This window comes from Sphaerimonospora cavernae, from assembly GCF_042435035.1.
In the GTDB taxonomy this organism is placed as follows: Bacteria; Actinomycetota; Actinomycetes; order Streptosporangiales; family Streptosporangiaceae; genus Sphaerimonospora; species Sphaerimonospora cavernae.
On the sequence record NZ_JBHMQT010000044.1, the window covers coordinates 37,903 to 57,215 of the forward strand.

The 19,313-nt window shown below is 69.1% G+C and carries 21 protein-coding genes; 11 read left to right on the top strand and 10 right to left on the bottom strand.

What is annotated here, in order from left to right:
* Complete coding sequence (locus ACFHYQ_RS20135; protein WP_394302699.1) at positions 1 to 1,659, bottom strand: DUF2207 domain-containing protein; 1,659 nt, start codon at positions 1,657 to 1,659, stop codon at positions 1 to 3.
* A 72-nt stretch (positions 1,660 to 1,731) separates the two neighbouring features.
* On the opposite strand from ACFHYQ_RS20135, the gene ACFHYQ_RS20140 reads away from it, so the two are divergent.
* Positions 1,732 to 2,703, top strand: a complete 972-nt coding sequence (locus tag ACFHYQ_RS20140) for a magnesium transporter CorA family protein (RefSeq protein WP_394302700.1) — start codon at positions 1,732 to 1,734, stop codon at positions 2,701 to 2,703.
* Positions 2,704 to 2,721: 18 nt separating this feature from the next.
* Here the strand turns inward: ACFHYQ_RS20140 and ACFHYQ_RS20145 are convergent, their stop codons facing one another.
* Entirely contained in the window at positions 2,722 to 3,060 is a 339-nt protein-coding gene (locus ACFHYQ_RS20145; protein WP_394302701.1) for a DUF2516 family protein, read from the bottom strand.
* Positions 3,061 to 3,381: 321 nt separating this feature from the next.
* On the opposite strand from ACFHYQ_RS20145, the gene ACFHYQ_RS20150 reads away from it, so the two are divergent.
* On the top strand, positions 3,382 to 5,583 hold the full coding sequence (locus tag ACFHYQ_RS20150; protein ID WP_394302702.1) for a carbohydrate-binding protein: 2,202 nt from the start codon (positions 3,382 to 3,384) through the stop codon (positions 5,581 to 5,583).
* A 114-nt stretch (positions 5,584 to 5,697) separates the two neighbouring features.
* Here ACFHYQ_RS20150 and ACFHYQ_RS20155 read toward each other — a convergent pair whose 3' ends face one another.
* The 4 genes from ACFHYQ_RS20155 to ACFHYQ_RS20170 all read right to left on the bottom strand — a co-directional run bounded on the left by ACFHYQ_RS20155 (position 5,698) and on the right by ACFHYQ_RS20170 (position 7,912).
* On the bottom strand, positions 5,698 to 6,084 hold the full coding sequence (locus ACFHYQ_RS20155) for a hypothetical protein (protein WP_394302703.1): 387 nt from the start codon (positions 6,082 to 6,084) through the stop codon (positions 5,698 to 5,700).
* A 3-nt stretch (positions 6,085 to 6,087) separates the two neighbouring features.
* Positions 6,088 to 6,522: a helix-turn-helix domain-containing protein gene (locus ACFHYQ_RS20160; protein WP_204019032.1), complete on the bottom strand. Its 435-nt coding sequence runs from the start codon at positions 6,520 to 6,522 to the stop codon at positions 6,088 to 6,090.
* A 68-nt stretch (positions 6,523 to 6,590) separates the two neighbouring features.
* Positions 6,591 to 7,559 (bottom strand): M56 family metallopeptidase, encoded by a 969-nt coding sequence (locus ACFHYQ_RS20165; RefSeq protein WP_394302704.1) that lies wholly within the window; start codon positions 7,557 to 7,559, stop codon positions 6,591 to 6,593.
* Positions 7,556 to 7,912: a BlaI/MecI/CopY family transcriptional regulator gene (locus tag ACFHYQ_RS20170; protein ID WP_394302705.1), complete on the bottom strand. Its 357-nt coding sequence runs from the start codon at positions 7,910 to 7,912 to the stop codon at positions 7,556 to 7,558. The genes ACFHYQ_RS20165 and ACFHYQ_RS20170 overlap by 4 nt, the downstream gene beginning before the upstream one ends.
* 51 nt (positions 7,913 to 7,963) lie before the next feature.
* Here ACFHYQ_RS20170 and ACFHYQ_RS20175 point away from each other — a divergent pair, with 51 nt between their 5' ends.
* Entirely contained in the window at positions 7,964 to 8,488 is a 525-nt protein-coding gene (locus ACFHYQ_RS20175; protein ID WP_394302706.1) for an O-acetyl-ADP-ribose deacetylase, read from the top strand.
* Positions 8,489 to 8,576: 88 nt separating this feature from the next.
* Here the strand turns inward: ACFHYQ_RS20175 and ACFHYQ_RS20180 are convergent, their stop codons facing one another.
* On the bottom strand, positions 8,577 to 9,368 hold the full coding sequence (locus tag ACFHYQ_RS20180; RefSeq protein WP_446746304.1) for a class I SAM-dependent methyltransferase: 792 nt from the start codon (positions 9,366 to 9,368) through the stop codon (positions 8,577 to 8,579).
* Positions 9,369 to 9,382: 14 nt separating this feature from the next.
* Positions 9,383 to 10,138, bottom strand: a complete 756-nt coding sequence (locus ACFHYQ_RS20185; protein ID WP_394302708.1) for an SDR family oxidoreductase — start codon at positions 10,136 to 10,138, stop codon at positions 9,383 to 9,385.
* Positions 10,139 to 10,319: 181 nt separating this feature from the next.
* Between ACFHYQ_RS20185 and mshA the strand changes: the two genes are divergently transcribed.
* The 5 genes from mshA (at position 10,320) to ACFHYQ_RS20210 (ending at position 15,085) form a co-directional block, all read left to right on the top strand.
* Positions 10,320 to 11,603, top strand: a complete 1,284-nt coding sequence (gene mshA / locus ACFHYQ_RS20190; RefSeq protein WP_394302709.1) for a D-inositol-3-phosphate glycosyltransferase — start codon at positions 10,320 to 10,322, stop codon at positions 11,601 to 11,603.
* Between the two features lie 9 nt (positions 11,604 to 11,612).
* Positions 11,613 to 12,128, top strand: coding sequence for a type III secretion system chaperone family protein (locus tag ACFHYQ_RS20195; RefSeq protein WP_394302710.1), 516 nt, complete (start codon positions 11,613 to 11,615; stop codon positions 12,126 to 12,128).
* A 48-nt stretch (positions 12,129 to 12,176) separates the two neighbouring features.
* A complete protein-coding gene (locus ACFHYQ_RS20200) occupies positions 12,177 to 12,920 on the top strand; it encodes a phosphoglyceromutase (protein ID WP_204014308.1) in 744 nt (247 codons plus the stop codon).
* Positions 12,921 to 13,193: 273 nt separating this feature from the next.
* Positions 13,194 to 14,399 carry a sensor histidine kinase gene (locus ACFHYQ_RS20205; protein WP_394302711.1) on the top strand — a complete coding sequence of 402 codons (1,206 nt, stop codon included), beginning with the start codon at positions 13,194 to 13,196 and terminating at the stop codon, positions 14,397 to 14,399.
* Positions 14,396 to 15,085, top strand: a complete 690-nt coding sequence (locus ACFHYQ_RS20210; RefSeq protein WP_394302712.1) for a response regulator — start codon at positions 14,396 to 14,398, stop codon at positions 15,083 to 15,085. Before ACFHYQ_RS20205 ends, ACFHYQ_RS20210 begins: the two co-directional genes overlap by 4 nt.
* Positions 15,086 to 15,141: 56 nt before the next feature.
* Here ACFHYQ_RS20210 and ACFHYQ_RS20215 read toward each other — a convergent pair whose 3' ends face one another.
* A complete protein-coding gene (locus ACFHYQ_RS20215) occupies positions 15,142 to 15,765 on the bottom strand; it encodes a copper chaperone PCu(A)C domain-containing protein (RefSeq protein ID WP_394302713.1) in 624 nt (207 codons plus the stop codon).
* A 263-nt stretch (positions 15,766 to 16,028) separates the two neighbouring features.
* Here ACFHYQ_RS20215 and ACFHYQ_RS20220 point away from each other — a divergent pair, with 263 nt between their 5' ends.
* From ACFHYQ_RS20220 to ACFHYQ_RS20230, 3 genes are all read left to right on the top strand, one after another.
* The gene (locus tag ACFHYQ_RS20220) at positions 16,029 to 16,511 is read left to right on the top strand and encodes a CarD family transcriptional regulator (protein WP_030510364.1); all 483 of its coding nucleotides are present in this window, start codon (positions 16,029 to 16,031) and stop codon (positions 16,509 to 16,511) included.
* Between the two features lie 2 nt (positions 16,512 to 16,513).
* The gene (gene ispF / locus ACFHYQ_RS20225; protein ID WP_394302714.1) at positions 16,514 to 16,984 is read left to right on the top strand and encodes a 2-C-methyl-D-erythritol 2,4-cyclodiphosphate synthase; all 471 of its coding nucleotides are present in this window, start codon (positions 16,514 to 16,516) and stop codon (positions 16,982 to 16,984) included.
* Between the two features lie 131 nt (positions 16,985 to 17,115).
* Positions 17,116 to 17,385, top strand: coding sequence for a GlsB/YeaQ/YmgE family stress response membrane protein (locus ACFHYQ_RS20230; protein WP_394302715.1), 270 nt, complete (start codon positions 17,116 to 17,118; stop codon positions 17,383 to 17,385).
* A gap of 321 nt (positions 17,386 to 17,706) precedes the next feature.
* Here the strand turns inward: ACFHYQ_RS20230 and ACFHYQ_RS20235 are convergent, their stop codons facing one another.
* Positions 17,707 to 19,089 carry a DUF2637 domain-containing protein gene (locus ACFHYQ_RS20235; protein WP_394302716.1) on the bottom strand — a complete coding sequence of 461 codons (1,383 nt, stop codon included), beginning with the start codon at positions 19,087 to 19,089 and terminating at the stop codon, positions 17,707 to 17,709.
* Between the last annotated feature and the right edge of the window lie 224 nt (positions 19,090 to 19,313).

The window sequence follows — 19,313 nt, forward strand, 5'->3', positions numbered from 1 at the left end:
TCACTGCGATCGGGCGTGGCGGGCGGCGGAGATCGCACCGGACGTGGTCATCGTGAACGTCCGCATCGAGTCGGCGAACCTCGACAGATCCCACTCGGCCGGCCCCTCGTACCAGTACAGATTGTCGGCCCTGTGCCCGTTGCCGGTGCCGTACTGTCCGGCGACGCCGTCGCCCGTGCTCACCACGCGCGCCCACCGGTCCACGCTGTCGAAGATCACCGCGTACGGCAGATAGCGTGAGAACAGTTCGATCCGCTTGACGGCGGGCACATCGTCGATGCCGCCGGTCGCGAGGTGCTCCCGGAACCCCAGGACGCGCGCCAGGGCGGCGGCGCCCTTGGCGGTCTTGGCGGGCATGAACTGCCCACCGTATGCCAGCGCCGCCCCTGCGATGATCACAGCGAGTCCGAGCAGGCCGTACGTCGTGAGCCAGGCGAGCAGTGCGGTCGTCGCCATGCCGAGCACGATGACGATCACGCCGGCGGTCGTCCATCGAGTCCGGACGGAGTCCGGGCGCCTGGCGAACCATCCCTGTGTGACGACATCCTGATACAGCGCGTCACGCACCTTGTCGAGCTCGGCGGCGAACGACCCGCGAAGCCGCGACAGCGCCACCTCGTCCCGGCCGTCGAAGATCGCGTTGTGCAGTGCGCGCTCGTAGGGGAGCAGGCTGCCCAGCGGCGCCCTGGGCAGCCTGACAAGCCGCCAGTCCGGAGTCTCGTACGTCTGCCGGGGCTGTTCGTCGATGCGCAGATAGCCGCGTACGGCGAGATCGACGATGGTGGCGGTCACGTCGATCACGTCCGCGTGCTCGTCGAAGAGCGTGCCGATCTGACCGGGCCGCACCCCGTCCGGCGGAGTGAAATGACCGCTCTGGTGGCCGCTGACCTCGCCTGGTTCGCCGCCGATGATCCGGGCGTCGCGACCGCGGGCCCAGTACAGCAGGCCGACGCCGCCCAGCAGCAGGACCAGCAGCGCCACGAGTGAGAGCACGGTCACCGTGTTGAGCGCGAACGCGTTGGACAGCTCGAAGCGGCGCTCCAGGATCGGGGCGGCCCCGGTGGCGCCCGTCGGATAACCGACGATGACGGTCAGCGTCTGGCCGGCCACGAGGCCCTGGTGCTCGAACGCCGCGGTCGTGCCGGCCTCGTCGGTCGACGCCGCCGTACACGCCATGGCCGAGGTCGGCTCACCGGCGAAGCAGGTCAGGTTCTGCACCCTGCCGGGGCCGGTGACCCGCACCGTCGCGTTCCGCACCGGACCCGCCACGGCGAACCAGCGCAGCTCCTCGCCGGTCGCCACGGGAGTGACCGCGCCGGTCACGTCGTACTCGACGGTGCCGCTCTCCTTGACGGTCAGCGTCTCGCCGTCGAAGGTCGCGCCCTTGACGTTCGCGATCTGGTAGAGGCGGTCATGGCCGTCGTCGTAGCGGGTGCGGGTGAGCAACGTCCGCTTGAGCGGACCACCCGACAAGGTGATCGTCTCCTTGACGTGGAGCACGCCGTTCTTGCCGAGCTCCATGACCACGTCGTCGTCGGCAACGGTCGTTCCGCGATCCGCGGACGCGGACGCGGGCGCGGCCGCGGGGCCGAGCGCGGCGAGTGCGGCGAGGACGGCGAGCAGGACCGCCAACCGGAGCTGGCGAGCGACATCCATCATGAGGCCGCAGATTACCGGCCCTGAATGTCCGGCTCGTGCATTAGCTGGTCCTCGGCCGTAGGCTGTTCGGTCATGGCACGTACGCGCCTGTACCGGCATGGGGTCCTGACGGCCGAAGGCTTTCCGGTCGTCGACGTGTCGGATCACCTGGAGGATCCGTCCGCCGTCGTGTGGGTGGATCTGCACGCGCCCACCGAGGACGACCTGCGCGCGATCAGCGAGGAGCTGGGGCTCCACGAGTTGGCGGTCGAGGACGCCCTGCAGCGCAAACAGCGGCCGAAACTCGACGTCTACGACAGCCACAAGTTCCTGAACGTCTACGCCGCCCGCTTCGACGCGGAGTCGGGACGGCTGGAGGTCGCCGACGTGGCCGTGTTCATCACCGGTCACGCACTGGTCACCGTACGGACCTCCGACGACTTCGCCATCGACGAGGTCGTCCGGCGCTGGGACGAGTCGCCGCGCCTGGCCGAACACGGCGTGGCCTTCCTGATCCACGGGCTGCTCGACTACGTGGTGGACAGCCACTTCGACACGGTCGAGGCGATGGACGAGCAGATCGAGGCGCTCGAGGAGATGGTGTTCGATGAGCGGCCGGTCGGCCCCGACGAGCAGCGGCGCACGTACGAGCTGCGCAAGAGCCTGGTCACGCTCCGCCGGATCGTCATGCCGATGCGGGAGGTGGTCAACACTCTCCTGCGGCGGAACGAGGAGATCGGCGACGGTGCGCTGTCTCCGTACTTCCAGGACGTGTACGACCAGGTCCTGCGTGCCTCCGAATGGACCGAGTCGCTGCGCGACCTCCTCGGCAACGTCCGGGAGGCGCAGCTGACCATGCAGGGAAACCGGATGAATATGATCATGAAGCGGGTGACGAGCTGGGCGGCCATCATCGCCGTGCCCACTATGATCACCGGCTTCTATGGGCAGAACATCCCGTTTCCCGGCTTCGGCGCCCCGTGGGGGTTCCTGACGTCCACCTTGGCCATCGTGCTCGTGTCGGTGGTGCTCTACCGGGTGTTCCGCGCCCGTGACTGGCTCTGACCACCCGTCGCCGGCGCCTTACCAGGGACCGTACGGCCCCTGGCTGCCGCCGCCCCCGCGATACTCGTTCACCGCGGGCTTCACGTCGGCCAGGTAGATGCCGGCGGCGATGACCGAGATGATCGTGAGGAGGCCCGGCATCCCCATCCCGTAGTAGTTCACCGCGCCGGCGAAGGTGAACAGCGTCGCGAAGCCCAGGATGATGAGCCAGAGCGGCTTGGTCTGCTTGCCCGCCGCAGGGAAGGCGCGAGTGGGGATGCGCAGCGCGTGGATGAGCGCCCAGGCGCACATCACGAACGCCGCGATGGAGAGCAACCAGAAGATGAGGCTCAGGATGCTGTTCACCGGCCCGAACATGGACTCTCCCAGACGGTCATGGTCGCGTGACGTCCCCCAGACTAGTGTCCCCGGGCGACAGGTGTTGTCGGCCGATGATCGAGATGACTGGATCAGGGTCACCTCGGCGCATCCGCCATGTCACGCGGGATAGCAAAATATCCCTATTAAATATGGATATACGGCGTTGACTTTCGCCCTTGATGGGGTTTTTATGGAGATAGTTCCATAGTTCGACACTATGGAAACTCGAAGGGTATTCGACGTTAACTCTCGGTGTCAGCTTGGGGTTAGTCCGACTATTCGGGCTTTCTCACCCCCCAGGCAGAGGAGACATCGAGAGTGGATTCCAGGAAGAGGTCAGCGGTCGTCGCGGTGCCCGCGGCGGTCATTGTGATCGCCACCTCGCTGACGGCGGTGCCCGCTGCCTCGGCGATGACGAGGACCGCGGCCGCCCAGGCCGTCGCCGAGACACCCACGCCGCAGCCGGTGTTCGAGCCACCGGACGACCAGGAACGCAAGAGCGCCATGGTCAGCGCCGACAAGGCCCTCCTCGCCAACGCGGCACTGCTGCACAAAACAGCGGATGACCAGTTCAAGCTGGTACGGAGCATCGCCGGCACCCGCGGCCTGCAGTACCTGACCTACCAGCGCAGCTACCGCGGGCTGCCGGTCTACGGCGGCGACGTGATCGTTTCCACCGACAAGACCGGCCAGGTCGTCGACACCGTCGTCACCGGCCAGCAGGCCACGGTCAACGTCAACCCCAAGGCCACCGTCAAGGCGGACGCGGCGGCGGCCACGGCCCGCGCCGAACTGGCCACCGTCGAGAGCACGAGCACCCCGGAACCGCTGGTCCACGCCACGACCGACACCCCGCGCCTGGCGTGGGAGGTCGTGGTCACCGGCATGAGCAAGCAGCAGGCCCCCAGCGTGCTGCACGTCTACGTCGACGCCCGCACCGGCAAGGTGATCGACACCTGGGACGAGGTCAGAGACGGCATCGGTCACGGTTACCACAACGGCACCGTTACGATCGACACCTCCTATATCGACGGCTTGTACTACTTGATTGACCCGAATCGGCCTGGCATACGTTGCGACTGGCCGAACGGCACGTCCTTTGGCAAGACCGTCGACATCTGGGGCAACGGCTCGGGCACCGACCTGGAGACCGCCTGCGTCGACGTGATGTACGCCGCGCAGCAGGAATGGGACATGCTGCGCGACTGGCTGGGCCGCAACGGCCACAACGGCTCGGGCGGCTCCTTCCCCGCCCGGGTCGGCCTCAACGCCGTCAACGCCTACTGGAACGGCTCCTACACCCAATTCGGCCACAGCTCGGCCGGCAACCAGCTGACCTCGATGGACGTGGTCGGCCACGAGTACGGTCACGCCATCTTCCAGTTCTCCGGCTCCGGCGCCGGCAGCGGCAACGAGGAAGGCGGGCTCAACGAGTCCACCGGCGACATCTTCGGCGCGCTGACCGAGCACTACGCCGACAACCCCAACGACCCGCCGGACTACCTCGTGGGCGAGAAGGTCGACCTCGCCGGGCGCGGCCCGATCCGCAACATGTACAACCCGAGCGCGCTGGGCGACCCCAACTGCTACAGCTCCTCGATCCCCAGAACCGAGGTGCACGCGGCGGCCGGCCCGCAGAACCACTGGTTCTACCTGCTGGCCGAGGGCAGCAACCCCGGCGGCGGCAAGCCGGCCAGCCCGACCTGCGACAGCAGCACGGTGACCGGGATCGGCATCCAGAAGGCCGGCCAGATCTTCATGGGCGGCCTCAACCTCAAGACCGCTCCGTGGACCCACGCCAAGGCGCGGGTGGCCACGCTGCGGTCGGCGCTGTCGCTGTTCCCGGACAGTTGCACCGAGTTCAACGCGGTCAAGGCGGCCTGGGGCGCGGTCAGCGTCAACGCCCAGTCCGGTGAGCCGACCTGTACCGCCCCCCCGGCCAACGACTTCTCGCTCTCGATCAGCCCGTTCTCGGTCACCGTCCGGGCAGGCCAGTCAGCGAGCGCGACCCTCAGCACCCGGGTGACCAGCGGTAGCGCGCAGCCCCTGACGCTGTCGGCCAACGCGCCCTCCGGAGTGACCGTGACCTTGAGCCCGGCCACGATCACCGCCGGCCGGTCGTCCACGGTGACGATCGCCACGTCCTCGAGCGCCGCGGCGGGGACCTACACGATCGGCCTCAACGCGGCCGGCGCCTCCGCCAGCCACGCGACGTCGTTCTCGCTGGTCGTCATTGGCCGTGGGGCGACCACCTGGGCTCCCTGGACGGCGTACAGCGCGGGCAACGTCGTGACCTACGACGGCGTGCGCTATCACTGCCTTCGGTCGCACGTCTCGCTGCCCGGCTGGGAGCCGCCGAACGTGCCCGCCCTCTGGCAGCAGGAATGGTCCCCCTGGACGGTGTACAGCGTGGGCGACGTCGTGATCTACGGCGGCGTGAGCTACCGGTGTCTCCATGCGCACACCGGGCTGCCCGGCTGGGAGCCGCCGAACGTTCCCGCCCTCTGGCAGCGGCTCTGAGCACGACGCTGAAACACCGGTGGGACCGGTGACAGGGCGGGCGGCCCTTTCAGGATGGCCGCCCGCCCAAAGTCGTCCCCACAGGACTCCGCCATACCTACATCGGCGAGATTCTCAGGACTGGGTCGTCGTCTTCGCGCGGGTGCCGGCCGCCGGGCGCCGGGCGGCGGGCGCTGCGGTCTCGCCGGTGGGAGCGGGCGCGGCGGCGGGCTCGGCCCTCTCCGAGACGTCCTCGAGTTCCAGGGCGGTCTCGCCGGTCACCTTGCTGACGATCCTCCGGCCTCGGACGGCGAGGTCGTCATAGAGCCGGGTGAACCGGGTGGTGGCGGCGTCGGCGTACTCCCGTGCCTTCTCCGGGAAGTCCCTGGCCACCGTCTCGGCCTTGCCCTGGACGGTCGACGCGTACTCCCGTGTCCGCTCCACGGCGAAGTCGCCGACGCCGGCGAGCGCGTAGAACGGCTTGGAATCCGCGATCCTTTTAACCTGCGTTGCGAGGGTCATGGGCTATCCTTCCTTTACTTCCGGTGTAATGCCGTCGCGCGAGGGAACCGGGTCGTCCCCGAGATGCTCAGCCGATTGCGGCGGCTGGGCGGATTCGGCCCGGTTCTCCTTGCGGAACGATTCGTAGATGTCGATCAGCACCTGGCGTTGCCGCCCGGTGAGTGTGACGTCTGCCCGGATCGCGGCCAGCACATCGCTGTCCGGCTGCCGGTCCTCGATGAGGCCCGCCTGAACGTACAGCGCCTGCGCGGAGATGTGCAGGCCCTTGGCGATCTGGTTCAGGATCTCGGCGCTCGGCTTGCGCAGCCCCCGTTCCACCTGGCTCAGATACGGGTTGGACACGCCGGCCTGCGCGGCGAGCTGGCGGATCGAGATCTTCGCCTGCTGCCGCTGCTGGCGGATGTATTCGCCGAGCGAGCCGACCTTGGGCAGTTCCATGTCTCCAGTCTGCCTCCTGGTGCTTGCAATTGCAAACCCAGCGATTAACTTAAGCTAGCGCCCAAGAATCAGCCAGGAATCAGCCACAGCAACAGCGCCGATGCCGTCAGCACGACAGAGCCGGTCAGGATGAGGAAGCGGTGCGGGGCCGGGATCGTGGCCTCCGGCCGTACGAGCCGGTTCACCCTGGCCATCACGTTCGCTCCGGCGGTGCTCTTCGGCCTGCCCGGCATCCGCGCCGGGCCCGCGGGCGTACCACCGAGTGTGCCGAGTGCGCCGTCCGGAGTCGGGAGCGTGGCGGTCGCGGTCCCGAAGCGCAGCAGCGCCGTGGCGAGCCGCCGCGGGCTGCACTGCCGCCGGGCGCGGTCGTCGGCCGCCATCTCGATGAGCAGTTCCACCGATGCCTGCGCGTCCCGGATCAGCCTCGACCAGGGCAGCGCGCGGCGCAGCGCGGCGAACGGCAGCAGCACGAGGTCGTGCCGCTCCCGCACATGCGCGCTCTCGTGTGCCAGCACCGCGTGGAGCTCGTCCGGGGACAGCAGGCTCAGCGTCCCATTGCTGATCACGACCTCTGACCTCAGCCCGGGCAGGCAGTACGCCGCGGCTCCCGGGAAGTCCACGACGCGCACGCCGGGGACCGCGGGTTCGTCGCGGGCGATCAGCGAAAGCAGTTCGCGGTGCCGGCGCCGGGCACGCAGCGTCCGGGCTCCGGCGGCGAGTGGCAGCGCCACGAGAAGGGCCAGGAGCGCCAGACCGGACACGAGGGCGGTCAACCTGACCAGGTCGCGCAGGTCGTGCACTCCGTAGCTGAACGTCGTCAGCACCCCGGCGAGGCCGTGGACGACGCCCCTGCCGTACGGCTCGAGCGCGTAGGCGAGCAGCGCGCCGGTGGTGGCCAGTCCCCAGGTGACGCCGACCGACTGCCACAGCAGGATGGCGGTGCGGGGTGCGTGCCAGGTCCACCTGGCCTGAATGAGCCCCTCCGCCGCCAGGACGCAGGCGGTGGCGAGCGCCGCGAGGACAGCCGCCGCGATCAATGGTCCTCCAGCTCCGTGAGGGCTCTTCGCAGGATCTCCGCCTCGGTGCCCGACACGGCCTGGGCGAAGCGCGTCAGCGCCGCGTCGCGGTCGCCGGTCAGGTCGAGGGCTTCGAGCATGAGCTCGGCGACGTAGGCGTCGCGGCTCGCCGCGGGCTGGTAACGCCAGGCCCGCCCATCCCTCGTGCGGTTCAGGAAGCCTTTGCGGGAGAGCCGGTCGAGCACGGTCATCACGGTGGTCGGCGCGAGGTCGCGGTCCTCGATGAGGCGCCCGACCTCACGGGCTGTCAACGGGGCGCTCTGCGCCCACAGAATGTCCATGATGGTGCGTTCAAGCTCGCCGAGTCCCTTCACATCTTCAAGGCTACCCGTAGTAGTACTACGCACTGTAGAGAGGTAGGAGACATGAACGTCTTGCTCGTCCGCGGCGACATCACCGAGCAGCGGGTGGACGCGATCGTCAACGCGGCCAATTCGTCCCTGATGGGTGGTGGCGGCGTGGACGGGGCGATCCATCGGCGTGGCGGCCCCGACATCCTGGCCGAGTGCCGGGAACTGCGCGGGTCTCGTTACCCGGACGGCCTGCCGGCCGGCCAGGCCGTGGCCACCACGGCCGGGCTGCTGCCGGCCAGGTGGGTGATCCACACAGTGGGGCCCGTTTACTCGCGTGGCGAGGACAGGTCGCATCTGCTCGCCTCCTGCTACCGGGAGTCGCTGAACGTCGCCGCATCGCTGGGGGCCGCCACGGTGGCGTTCCCCGCCATCTCCACCGGGGTCTACCAGTGGCCGATGCGCGACGCGGCCCGGGTCGCCCTCTCGACGGTACGGCAGGCCTTGTCGCCGGGGTCGTCCGTCAACGAGGTGCGGTTCGTGCTGTTCGATTCCGCAGCCTATGCCGTGTTCGAGGAGAGCTTGGCGGAAACGAGGTAAGCATTCGGTTAGGGAGTGTTTCACCAGTGCTGCCCGTCGGCGGAGCAGACGCCAGGCTCCCAAGAACCTTCGGCGCCGCGACGGGGAGTCAGGGGGCCACGGCGTGCCAGGGAAGGGTGAGTTCGCCGAGCCGCCAGCGCGCGGGCCCACCGGTCGGGGATGCCGTCGCCACGGGCCAGTCCCGGGCCAGCGACTCGGCCGCCTTGATCCAGCGCTGGCGGCGGCCGTACGCACCGAAGGGGGCGCAGGCGGCCCATGCCCGGTCCCAGTCGGCGAGGAAGGCGTGCACCGGCTCACCCGGCACGTTGCGGTGGATGAGCGTCTTGGGCAGCCGTTCGGCCAGTTCCGATGGCTGTCCGAAGCCGCTGAACCGTGCCGCGAAGGTCAGTGTGCGAGGGCCTTCAGCGCCGAGCGTGACCCACACCGCCCGATGGCCGATCTCCGAACAGGTGCCCTCGACGATCAGCCCGGAGGGGTGGATCCCAGCGCGCAGACGGTCCCAGTGTGCCCAGGCTTCGGCCTCGCCGTACTGTCTGAGCACGTTGAACGCGCGCACGACCACGGGCTGCCGGTCGACCGGCAGCTCGAAGCCGCCGCGCACGAAGGACAGGCCCTCCCGTTCGTACGGCTTGGCCGCGGCGACCCGCTCGGGATCGATCTCGATGCCCACGATCTGAACCGTCGGGCACACCCGGCGCAACCTGCCGAAAAGCTCACATGTGGTGATGTGGGAGGCGCCGTAGCCGAGATCCACCACCAGAGGTCGCGCGGCCGACCGGAGCAGCGGGCCGTGCACGGCGGCGATCCACCGGTCGGACCGCCGCAGCCGGTTGTGCCCGGTGGTCCCCCGGGTGATCGTCCCGATCGGCCGGCTCCTCACGTGCCCCACGGGACTCACGTTGTCGAAGGAACGCGATGCACCTTGTGCTGGGCGGCCTGCGCACGCGGCCGGACGACCATCCGGTCGATGTTCACGTGCGACGGACGCGTGACGGCGAAGGTGATCACATCGGCGATGTCGTCGGCGGTCAGCGGGTCGGGGACGCCCTCGTACACCCTCTCGGCACGCTCGGCGTCGCCCCGGAAGCGGGTCAGTGAGAACTCCTCGGTCTTGACCATGCCGGGTGCGATCTCCACGATCCGGACCGGCTCGCCGCACAGCTCCAGCCGCAGCGTCTCGGTCATCGACGTCTGGGCGTGCTTGGCGGCGCAGTATCCGCCGCCCCCCTCGTAGGAGACGAGCCCGGCGACCGACGTCAGCATCACCAGCACGCCGTCGCCCGAGGCGATCAGCTTCGGCAGCAGGGCCCTGGTCATCCGCAGCGAGCCGAGCACGTTCACGTCGTACATGCGCTGCCAGTCGGCCACCCGTCCGGCGGCGACCGGTTCCAGGCCGATCGCGCCGCCGGCGTTGTTCACCAGCACGTCGCAGCGCTCGAGCGAGGCGGCCAGGGCGTCCACGGATTCCTGCGAGGTCACGTCCAGAGTCGCGGCCCGGACCCCGGGGACCTCGTCGGCCAGTTTGTCCAGCCGGTCGCGTCGCCGCGCCGCCGCCACCACCTCGAACCCCTCGGCGGCGAGCCGCCGGGCGGTCGCCTCGCCGATCCCGCCGCTCGCGCCGGTCACCACCGCGGTCCTGCGCTTCGTCACCGCAAACCGTCCTTCCCGCATCGTTCGGAACCTCGCTTCGGCCCCCGCGCGGGCGGCGTCGCGGGACACGTCCGGAGCGGGGACACCATCCTCTCAGGAGATGCATGTGGTCGGACGCACACGCACCCCCGGGAAGTTTGTAAAGAACTTTTCGGTTATAAGCCTCTCGGAGGTGGTTCGGGTGACGCTCAGACGGCGTCGGATCAACCGGGTCGCGACGATCAGCGTGCACACATCCCCGCTGGACCAACCGGGCACGGGGGACGCGGGAGGGATGAACGTCTACATCGTCGAGGTGGCCAAACGCCTGGCGGCACTCGGCATCGAGGTGGAGATCTTCACCCGGCGCACCGCGCGCGATCTGCCGTCGGTCGCCGAGATCGTCCCCGGCGTCCTGGTCCGTCACGTCACGGCCGGGCCGTACGAGGAACTGGACCGCGCCGACCTGCCCGGCCAGCTGTGCGGCTTCCTGTCCGGCGTGCTGCGCACCGAGGCGATGTACGACCCGGGCCGCTACGACGTCATCCACTCCCACTACTGGCTGTCCGGTCAGGTCGGCTGGCTCGCCAAGGAGCGCTGGGGAGTGCCGCTCGTGCACACCATGCACACGATGGCCAAGGTGAAGAACCTGCTGCTGGCCGAGGGCGACCGGCCCGAGCCGAAGATGCGGGTGCTCGGCGAGGAGCAGGTCGTCGAGGTCGCCGACCGGCTGGTGGCCAACACCGAGGCCGAAGCGGGGGAGCTGATCGACCTCTACGGGGCCGTCCGCGAGCGGGTGGCCGTCGTGAACCCGGGTGTCAACCTCACCGTCTTCCGGCCGGGCTCCAAGAGCGAGGCGCGTCGCCGCCTCGGCCTGGCGCGGGACGCGCACGTGCTGCTGTTCGTCGGCCGCATCCAGCCGCTGAAGGCTCCCGACGTCCTGCTCAGGGCCGCGGCGCGCATGCTCGTCGAGAACCCGGCGCTGCGGTCGAGGCTGGTCGTCGCCTGCGTGGGTGGTCCCAGCGGCAACGGCCTGGCCCATCCGTCGCTGCTCGCCGACCTCGCAGCCGAGCTGGGCGTCTCCGATGTCGTACGGCTCGCGCCTCCGGCCCCGCAGGAGGAGCTGGCCGACTGGTACCGGGCGGCCGACCTGACGGTGGTGCCCTCCCACAACGAGTCCTTCGGCCTCGTCGCGCTGGAGTCCCAGGCGTGCGGTACGCCGGTGGCCGCCGCATCCGTGGGCGGGCTGCGCACGGCCGTCCAGGACGGCGTCTCCGGAGTGCTCGTCGGCACGCACGACCCCGGCGACTGGGCCCGGGCCCTCGGCCGCCTCGTGGAGCGCCCGTCGCTGCTCGACGAGCTGTCCGCGAACGCCGTACGGCACGCGACGGGTTTCGGCTGGTCGGCGACGGCCGCGCGGCTGGTGGACGTCTACGCCGGCGCGATCGCCCAGCTCCACCGGATGCCCGTCGCGGTCAACTCGTAGTCTGGATGTATGAGACCGGACCAGGAAGGCCGCCGTCGCGCGGGTACGGACCCGGAGGGCGTGATCGAGGCCGCGCTGAAGTCGGCGGAGCTGTCGTACGAACGGCCCAGGCCCGGGGCGTTCCTGGTCAAGCTACCGGGCCAGCACAAGCTCGCCACCATGACCTGGCTCATCGTCGGTGACCAGGCACTCAACGTCGAGGCGTTCTTCTGCCGGCAGCCGGACGAGAACCACGCCGAGTTCTACCGGTGGCTGCTGCTCAAGAACGGCTCGACGTACGGCGTGCACTTCGCCGTCGACTCCATCGGGGATGTGCATCTGGTCGGCAGGCTGCCGCTCGACTCGGTGACCGAGGCGGAGATCGACCGGATCCTCGGCTGCGTGCTCACCTACTCCGACGAGTCGTTCGACCGTGCCCTGGAACTCGGCTTCGCCTCGTCCATCCGGCGTGAGTGGGAGTGGCGGGTCAAGCGCGGCGAGTCGCTGGCCAACCTCGAACCCTTCGCCCGGGTGATCGACTCCTGACGCCGCTCGCCGACGGAGTGAAAACCGTACGCCGATAAGATTGGCCGCATGGCGACTTTGGTGCTGCTGCGGCACGGTGAGAGCGAATGGAATGTCAAGGGCCTGTTCACCGGATGGGTGGACGTCACACTCTCGCCGACCGGCGAGGAGGAGGCACGACGGGGCGGTCGGCTCCTCGCCGAGGCGGGCATCCACCCCGACGTGGTGCACACCTCCGTGCTCACCCGGGCGATCAAGACGGCTGACCTCGCCCTCGAGGCGGCCGACCTGCTGTGGCTGCCGGTCCGCCGCTCCTGGCGGCTGAACGAGCGCCACTACGGCGCGCTGCAGGGGAAGGACAAGGCCCAGACCCGTGCCGAGTTCGGTGACGAGCAGTTCATGCTGTGGCGCCGGTCCTACGACGTCCCGCCACCGCCGATCGCGGACGACGACGAATACTCCCAGCTCGGTGACCGCCGGTACGGCACGCTGCCGCCGGAGCTGCTGCCCAGGACCGAGTGCCTGAAGGACGTCGTGGAGCGCATGCTGCCGTACTGGTACGACGAGATCGTGCCGGATCTGGCCGTCGGCCGTACCGTGCTCGTGGTGGCCCACGGCAACTCGCTGCGCGCGCTCGTCAAGCATCTGGAGGGCATCGGCGACGCGGAGATCGCGGGGCTGAACATCCCGACCGGCATTCCGCTGCGCTACGAGCTGGACGCCGACTTCCGCCCGGTCGGCAAGGGCGAGTACCTCGACCCCGAGGCCGCTGCCGCCGCCATCGAGGCAGTCGCCAACCAGGGCAAGAAATAACCCCCAAACGACCCCCTCCCGCCTCCCCACCCCCACCCCAGGGCGTGATCTTGCAATGCAAGATCACGAAGGGTGTTCGGCCTGATCGGCGGGCATGTCTGCGAGTTTCTGCGAGATCACAAACCGTGTTTGCGCAGGTCGGCAGGTAAGTCTGCGAGTATTCGCAAGATCACGGGAATCGGGAGGGTGTGGCGGTGTCCATGAACGAATATTGACCGCTGGGTGAAATTTGCCGGAAAGACCTGGTCATGACCAGGACGGCAGGGCAGGCGGATGGAATCGCCGCCTAGCATTCTTACCGTGAACGAGTTGCTGGCGAGTCTCGCGGCGATGGGCGGATTCGTCGCCGGCTCAGTCGTGATGCTCGCGATCCGCTGGCAGGCGAACTCCGAGGCGCGCGCGACGGCGGTACGGCCCGCCGAAACCCTGCCGTCCGGCGTCGCGTCGGTCCTCGCCGTGCTGCCGTCCTCGGCCGTCGTCCTGGACCGGGAGGACCGCGTGCTGCGCGCGAGTTCGGCCGCCCGGGCCTTCGGCCTGGTCCGCGGGGACTCTCTCATGGCGGCCGAACTGCTCGCGCTGGCCAGGAAGGTACGCAGGGACGGCGAGATCCGCGAGAGCGAGATAGAGACGGCCGGTCGCGAGTTCGGGCAGGAGACGACCACGTTCGCCGTCCGGGTGGCCCCGCTGGGCGCGCACGGCCAGGTGCTCGTCCTCGCCGAGGACCAGACCGAGCGGCAGCGGGTCGAGGCCGTACGCAGAGACTTCGTGGCCAACGTGAGCCACGAGTTGAAGACCCCGGTCGGCGCGCTGAGCCTGCTCGCCGAGACCGTACAGGGCGCGGCCGACGAACCCGACGCGGTGAAGCGCTTCGCCGGACGAATGCAGCATGAGGCGTCCCGCCTGACCTACCTCGTACAGGACCTGATCACGCTCTCGCGCATACAGGGCGGCGAGCCCATCCCGGCTCCCGGGCCGGTACGGATCGACGAGGCCGTCCATGACGCCATCGACCGCTGCAACACCAAGGCCTCGGCGAAGGACATCACGCTGGCGGCGGGCGGTGCGGAGGACCTGGTGGCCTGGGGAGACGACGAGCTTCTGGTCACGGCCCTGCGCAACCTGATCGACAACGCGATCGCCTACAGCCCGGAGCGCACACGCGTGGTGGTGAGCGCGCGGGTGACGCGGGGCGCGATCGAGGTGAGCGTGAGCGATCAGGGCATCGGCATCCCGGAGTCGGCCCAGGAACGGATCTTCGAACGGTTCTTCCGGGTCGACCCCGCCCGGTCCCGGGCCACCGGCGGCACCGGGCTCGGGCTCGCGATCGTCAAGCACGTGGCCGTCGCCCACGGCGGCGAAGTCAGCGTGTGGAGCAAGGAAGGCTCCGGATCGACCTTCACCCTCCGCCTGCCCGCGTTCGAGGACGGTCAGGCGGTCGACGCATCGAGTACGACCAACCCCCTGGAGGCCGCCAAGTGACGCGGGTTCTCGTCGTGGAGGACGAGGAGTCCTTCTCCGACGCCTTGTCGTACATGCTCCGGAAGGAGGGGTTCGAGGTCGCCGTGGCGGCGACCGGACCGGACGCTCTGGACGCCTTCGACCGCGACGGCGCGGACATCGTCCTGCTCGATCTGATGCTTCCGGGACTGCCCGGGACAGAGGTGTGCCGTACGCTCCGGCAGCGGTCGAACGTTCCCGTGATCATGTTGACCGCGAAGGACAGCGAGATCGACAAGGTCGTCGGCCTGGAACTCGGGGCCGACGACTACGTGACCAAGCCGTTCTCGTCCAGAGAGCTGGTGGCCCGCATCCGTGCGGTGCTGCGGCGGCGTGGCGACGTCGAGGAGCCGGAGTCGGCGGTGCTCACGGCCGGGCCGGTCCGGATGGACGTGGACCGGCATGTCGTGGCCGTACGCGGCCGGCGGGTGCAACTCCCGCTCAAGGAGTTCGAACTGCTCGAGGTGCTGCTGCGCAATGTCGGGCGCGTGCTGACCCGCGGCCAGCTCATCGACCGGGTATGGGGCGCCGACTACGTGGGCGACACCAAGACCCTGGACGTCCACGTCAAGCGCCTGCGCGCGAAGGTCGAGGCGGATCCCGCGAACCCGTGCTGCATCCGCACTGTCCGCGGCCTCGGCTACAAGTTCGATCCGATTGAGGACTGACCCAGGTTCCGGTTCCGGTACGGCTGTGACGTACCGGAACCGGATCATCAGGTGTCTCAGGTCTGCTCGTTGAGATCCGGGGCCGGGGACTCGGACGGCGTCGGGCTCGCGGTCGGAGACTCCGACGGCGTCGGGGTGGCGGACGGCGGGGCGGCCGGCGGAAGCGAGGCGAACTCGCGGCTCCTGGTGATCACCGGCACGTCGAGCGGGATGGCCCCGGCGTTCTTGAACTGCAGAGTGAGCCGCAGGGTCTCGCCGCCGCGCAGCGGCTGCTTGAGCCCCTCGACGGTGACGCCGGGCGTCTTGACGAGCGTGGCCGGCTGCACCTCGATCGGGCTGGGAACGTTGACGCGGACGGCCTGCTGGTCGTCCGTCGCGATGGAGGTGAGGGTGTCGGCGCCCTCGTTGTTACTCACGAGCGTGAGGTAGAGCGACGCCGAGCCTCCGGCGGCGATCTGCTGACCCGAATCCGGGCCGAGGACGAACGCCTGGCTGATCATGACGCCGTTCTTGCCGTAGCTCATGCCCGAGCCGGTGTTCTCTATGAGGACGCCCGCCTCTGTCGGGGAGTAGGGCATGTTGGTGTTGGCGTCGAAACCGGCGCCACACGCGGCCAGTGCAGGGATGGCGGTGAGGAGCGCGGCAATGGCGATCACCCTGCGGCGGCGGCTGCTGGTCACGGTTCGAGGTCTCCTTGGTACGGACGCGTATGGGGCAGCAATCACCTTATCCGCGCCGCTGACCGGTTCGACGGCCGCTCCCGGCGGTGTCGGAAAGGCCCAGCAGCGCAGGTCACCCCGTATGCCGGAAATGCCCATTCATAGAGTCGACGGCTTGTCAAGTCCCAAAACGAGGCTTTGACCTGCAGTTATGTTCCTTTCACTGTTCCGGGAGGCGGTGGCCGCGTGGTACCCTGGAGTACAGCGGAAGGGGTACTCGTCACATGACTTTCCAGGTCGGCGACACTGTCGTCTACCCCCACCATGGGGCTGCTCGGATCGAGGCCATCACGACCCGAACCATCAAGGGTGAGGAAAAGACCTATTTGGTGCTGAAGGTCGACAAGGGCGACCTTACCGTACAGGTGCCAGCGGAAAACGCCGAGCTCGTCGGGGTACGCGACGTCGTCGGCCAAGAGGGACTCGAGCGCGTTTTCGACGTGCTGCGCATGCCGCACACGGAGGAGCCCACCAACTGGTCTCGCCGCTACAAGGCCAACCTTGAGAAGCTCGCGTCGGGTGACGTCAACAAGGTGGCCGAGGTCGTCCGTGACCTTTGGCGCCGGGACAAGGAACGCGGCCTGTCCGCGGGTGAGAAGCGAATGCTGGCGAAGGCACGGCAGATTCTCGTGAGCGAACTCGCCCTGGCCGAGAAGACCAACGAGGACAAGGCCGAAGCTCTGCTCGACGAGGTGCTGAACTCCTGAATATGACATCGCCAAGGGTGGGCGTCGGAGTCGATGTCCACCCTTTCGCGTTCGGTAGGGATCTCCACCTCGCGGGGCTGTACTGGCCCGGGGAGACAGGCCTCGCCGGGCACTCGGACGGCGACGCCGCCGCCCATGCGTGCTGCGACGCGCTGCTGTCGGCCGCCGGACTCGGAGACGTCGGCGGCCTGTTCGGCACCGCCGACGCGAGATGGGCCGGGGCCTCCGGCGTCGCACTCCTCGAGGAGACCGTACGGCAGGTGCGGGCGGCCGGTTTCGAGATCGGCAACGTGGCGGTCCAGATCATCGGCAACCACCCGAAGATCGCACCGCGACGTGCGGAGGCGGAAAAGACACTGGGGGCGGCGATCGGCGCGCCGGTCAGCGTCAGCGCCACCACCACCGACGGTCTCGGTCTCACCGGCCGGGGCGAGGGCATCGCGGCCATCGCGACCGCTGTCATTCTCCGTTGACGTCGACCGTGACCACCCGGTGAGAACGTACGGGACCGCCGCTCTTTTTCGTTTGCTGGACGCATATTTCCCGGACGCGGGGTATCCCTCCCCCCTGAGAGTGAAAGGGTCACCCTCAAGGGGAGGTCGATATGACAATCGGGACGATTTTCGGCGCCATCATCATCGGTGCGATCATCGGTGCTCTCGGACGCCTCTTCCTGCCGGGCCGGCAGCCGATCGGCTGGATTCTGACGATCGTGGTCGGCATCGTCGCCGCGCTGATCGGGACCGCTCTCGCCCAGGTCATGGGCGTGTCGACCACGCCCGGCATCGACTGGATCGAACTGATCATGCAGGTGGTGTTGGCGGTCATCGGCGTCTCGATCGTGGCCGGCATCCGCGGCCGATCCCGCGTCTAGGCAATGGGTAGCCCGCAAGCCGGCGTGCGCGCAGCACGCGTCCGCCGCGCTGCGGTAGGCGTGGCCCGTCCACCGTGCGTGGCGGAACCGGTAAGCCGTGTCATGACCAGTGAGGGCCCGCCAGGCCGTTGAAGCGACCCGGCGGGCCTTAGCGCGTTGTACGGGTGTCACGGGTGATCCCCCGATCACATCCGTCTGGGTTCTCTCTGCCTCCGGGCCTGATTCCGCTGCCGCGGATGGTGGCGTGATCCGTGGTGTGATTCAACCGGTCAAGGTGGAATCGGCGATTATCGGCCGATCCGGTCGTTTCGGGGAGCTTCGTTATTTGGGCGGGAGCGGGGTGCTGCGCATGCGCCCGGACGGCGGGGCGAGTGGCACGTCGTCGGGGTCGTCGGGGTCGTCGTGGGCGCCGCTGGGGGCGTGCTGTCCCTCCGGGCCGGCGGCCTCCACGCCATGGGCCGGGTCAGAGGCGCCGGGGATGTGGCGGAGAGGTTGCGTGTCGACGCCCGACTCGTCCATCGTCGCGGGTTCCATCGCCCGTTCCGGCGCGGACGTGGGGTCGGACACGACATCGGGCACCGGAGCGGGCAGTGGGCCTGGCGCCGGCGTGGACCCGGCGGTCGAGGTGTCATCGGGAGCCTCGGACGCTGCGGAGGTGTGTGTCGACTCGGGCTCGTCGGGAGGTTCGCCGGCGGTCCGGCGTCTGGGATGGACGAGCACGTCACCCGTATGGGGACGGACCAGGTCACCCCAGCGGAGGGGGCGGTGGCGTGGCGGATCTGACGGCTCCGGTGACTCCGATGTCCTCGGGGATTCGGGTGGCTCTGGCGAGCCGGGTAGCTCTGCCGACCGGGATGGTTCTGGGGACTCCGAGGGCTGGTGAGCCTTGGCCGGTTCAATGGCCGAGGCTTCGGCGGCAGAGTCCCTGGTGTCGGTGCCTTGGGCGCCGGGGGACTGATCGGTGGGCGGCCGCCCCGCCGTGGACCGGAGACCGGAAACCGCATCCGCCTCGCCGGGGTCGGCGGGAGCGGGTGGCACAGCCGACGCGGCAGCCGTACCGACCGGGCCTGCCGGGGCGGTACGCGGATCAACGGCTGGACTGGGTTCAACGGCTGGACTGGGTTCGACGCCGGGCACGGACTCGAGGGGGAGGGATCTCCGCTCTCGGTCGAACGGCACGAAATCCTCGTCCTCCCCGGCCTCCCCGGCCTCCTCCTCGTCTCCCTCGTCCTCCTCGTCGTCGAGGTCGGCCCGGTTCGTACGTGCGTGCTTGAGAAGGAGCAGCAGCAGCCAGAGCCCGAGAACGAGCATCCCCCAGGGAAGCATCGCCACGACGACGGCCGCCTGCCCGGGGTCAAAGGTCGTCTCGGTGGCGGTCGACACGGCGGCCGCGGCGGCGGCCGCCAGCAGGAGGACCAGGATGAAGCCGGCCTGCGACCGCACCAGCGGTCGTACGCCGCGCAGCAGGGGAACGCACACCAGGGCGACGATCAGCAGAATGTCGAACGCCGCGGGGTAGAGGTAGGCGAGTTGCGGATCAGCGCGTCCGGCGAGGGCCAGTTGGCGCAGATCCTCGAAGGAAAGCGCGCAGGCCGCCCCAGCCAGCAGGGCAAGGGCGACGGCCGCCAGGCCGACGGCCGTACGGCGCAGCGCGAGGGGGGTCTCGGCGGCGGTGGATCGAGAGGAGCGGGAAGTGGACCGCACGACGGCGCGGGTGCCGTCGGCAGTGGTACGGCGTTCCGAGGTGCTGGCGACACCGTGTCCTCGAGAGTCGGCGCCACGGTGTCCTTGAGCGGGGGGAGTCGCGTTCATGGCTTTTCGAGCCTACAGAATGGGCCCGGTAGGTAGATCGGTACCGCAGGATCCAGTGTCGAAGTGGCACCACGGGGTCGTCGAGGGCCGTCGAGAGGCAGAGCCGGGCGGGAAGG

Excerpts from the sequence above, each read along its gene's own strand:
- ACFHYQ_RS20135 (WP_394302699.1), bottom strand. The coding sequence starts at position 1,659 with ATGATGGATGTCGCTCGCCAGCTCCGGTTGGCGGTCCTGCTCGCCGTC.
- ACFHYQ_RS20140 (WP_394302700.1), top strand. The coding sequence starts at position 1,732 with ATGGCACGTACGCGCCTGTACCGGCATGGGGTCCTGACGGCCGAAGGC.
- ACFHYQ_RS20145 (WP_394302701.1), bottom strand. The coding sequence starts at position 3,060 with ATGTTCGGGCCGGTGAACAGCATCCTGAGCCTCATCTTCTGGTTGCTC.
- ACFHYQ_RS20155 (WP_394302703.1), bottom strand. The coding sequence starts at position 6,084 with ATGACCCTCGCAACGCAGGTTAAAAGGATCGCGGATTCCAAGCCGTTC.
- ACFHYQ_RS20160 (WP_204019032.1), bottom strand. The coding sequence starts at position 6,522 with ATGGAACTGCCCAAGGTCGGCTCGCTCGGCGAATACATCCGCCAGCAG.
- ACFHYQ_RS20175 (WP_394302706.1), top strand. The coding sequence starts at position 7,964 with ATGAACGTCTTGCTCGTCCGCGGCGACATCACCGAGCAGCGGGTGGAC.
- ACFHYQ_RS20195 (WP_394302710.1), top strand. The coding sequence starts at position 11,613 with ATGAGACCGGACCAGGAAGGCCGCCGTCGCGCGGGTACGGACCCGGAG.
- ACFHYQ_RS20200 (WP_204014308.1), top strand. The coding sequence starts at position 12,177 with ATGGCGACTTTGGTGCTGCTGCGGCACGGTGAGAGCGAATGGAATGTC.
- ACFHYQ_RS20205 (WP_394302711.1), top strand. The coding sequence starts at position 13,194 with ATGGAATCGCCGCCTAGCATTCTTACCGTGAACGAGTTGCTGGCGAGT.
- ACFHYQ_RS20220 (WP_030510364.1), top strand. The coding sequence starts at position 16,029 with ATGACTTTCCAGGTCGGCGACACTGTCGTCTACCCCCACCATGGGGCT.
- ispF (WP_394302714.1), top strand. The coding sequence starts at position 16,514 with ATGACATCGCCAAGGGTGGGCGTCGGAGTCGATGTCCACCCTTTCGCG.
- ACFHYQ_RS20230 (WP_394302715.1), top strand. The coding sequence starts at position 17,116 with ATGACAATCGGGACGATTTTCGGCGCCATCATCATCGGTGCGATCATC.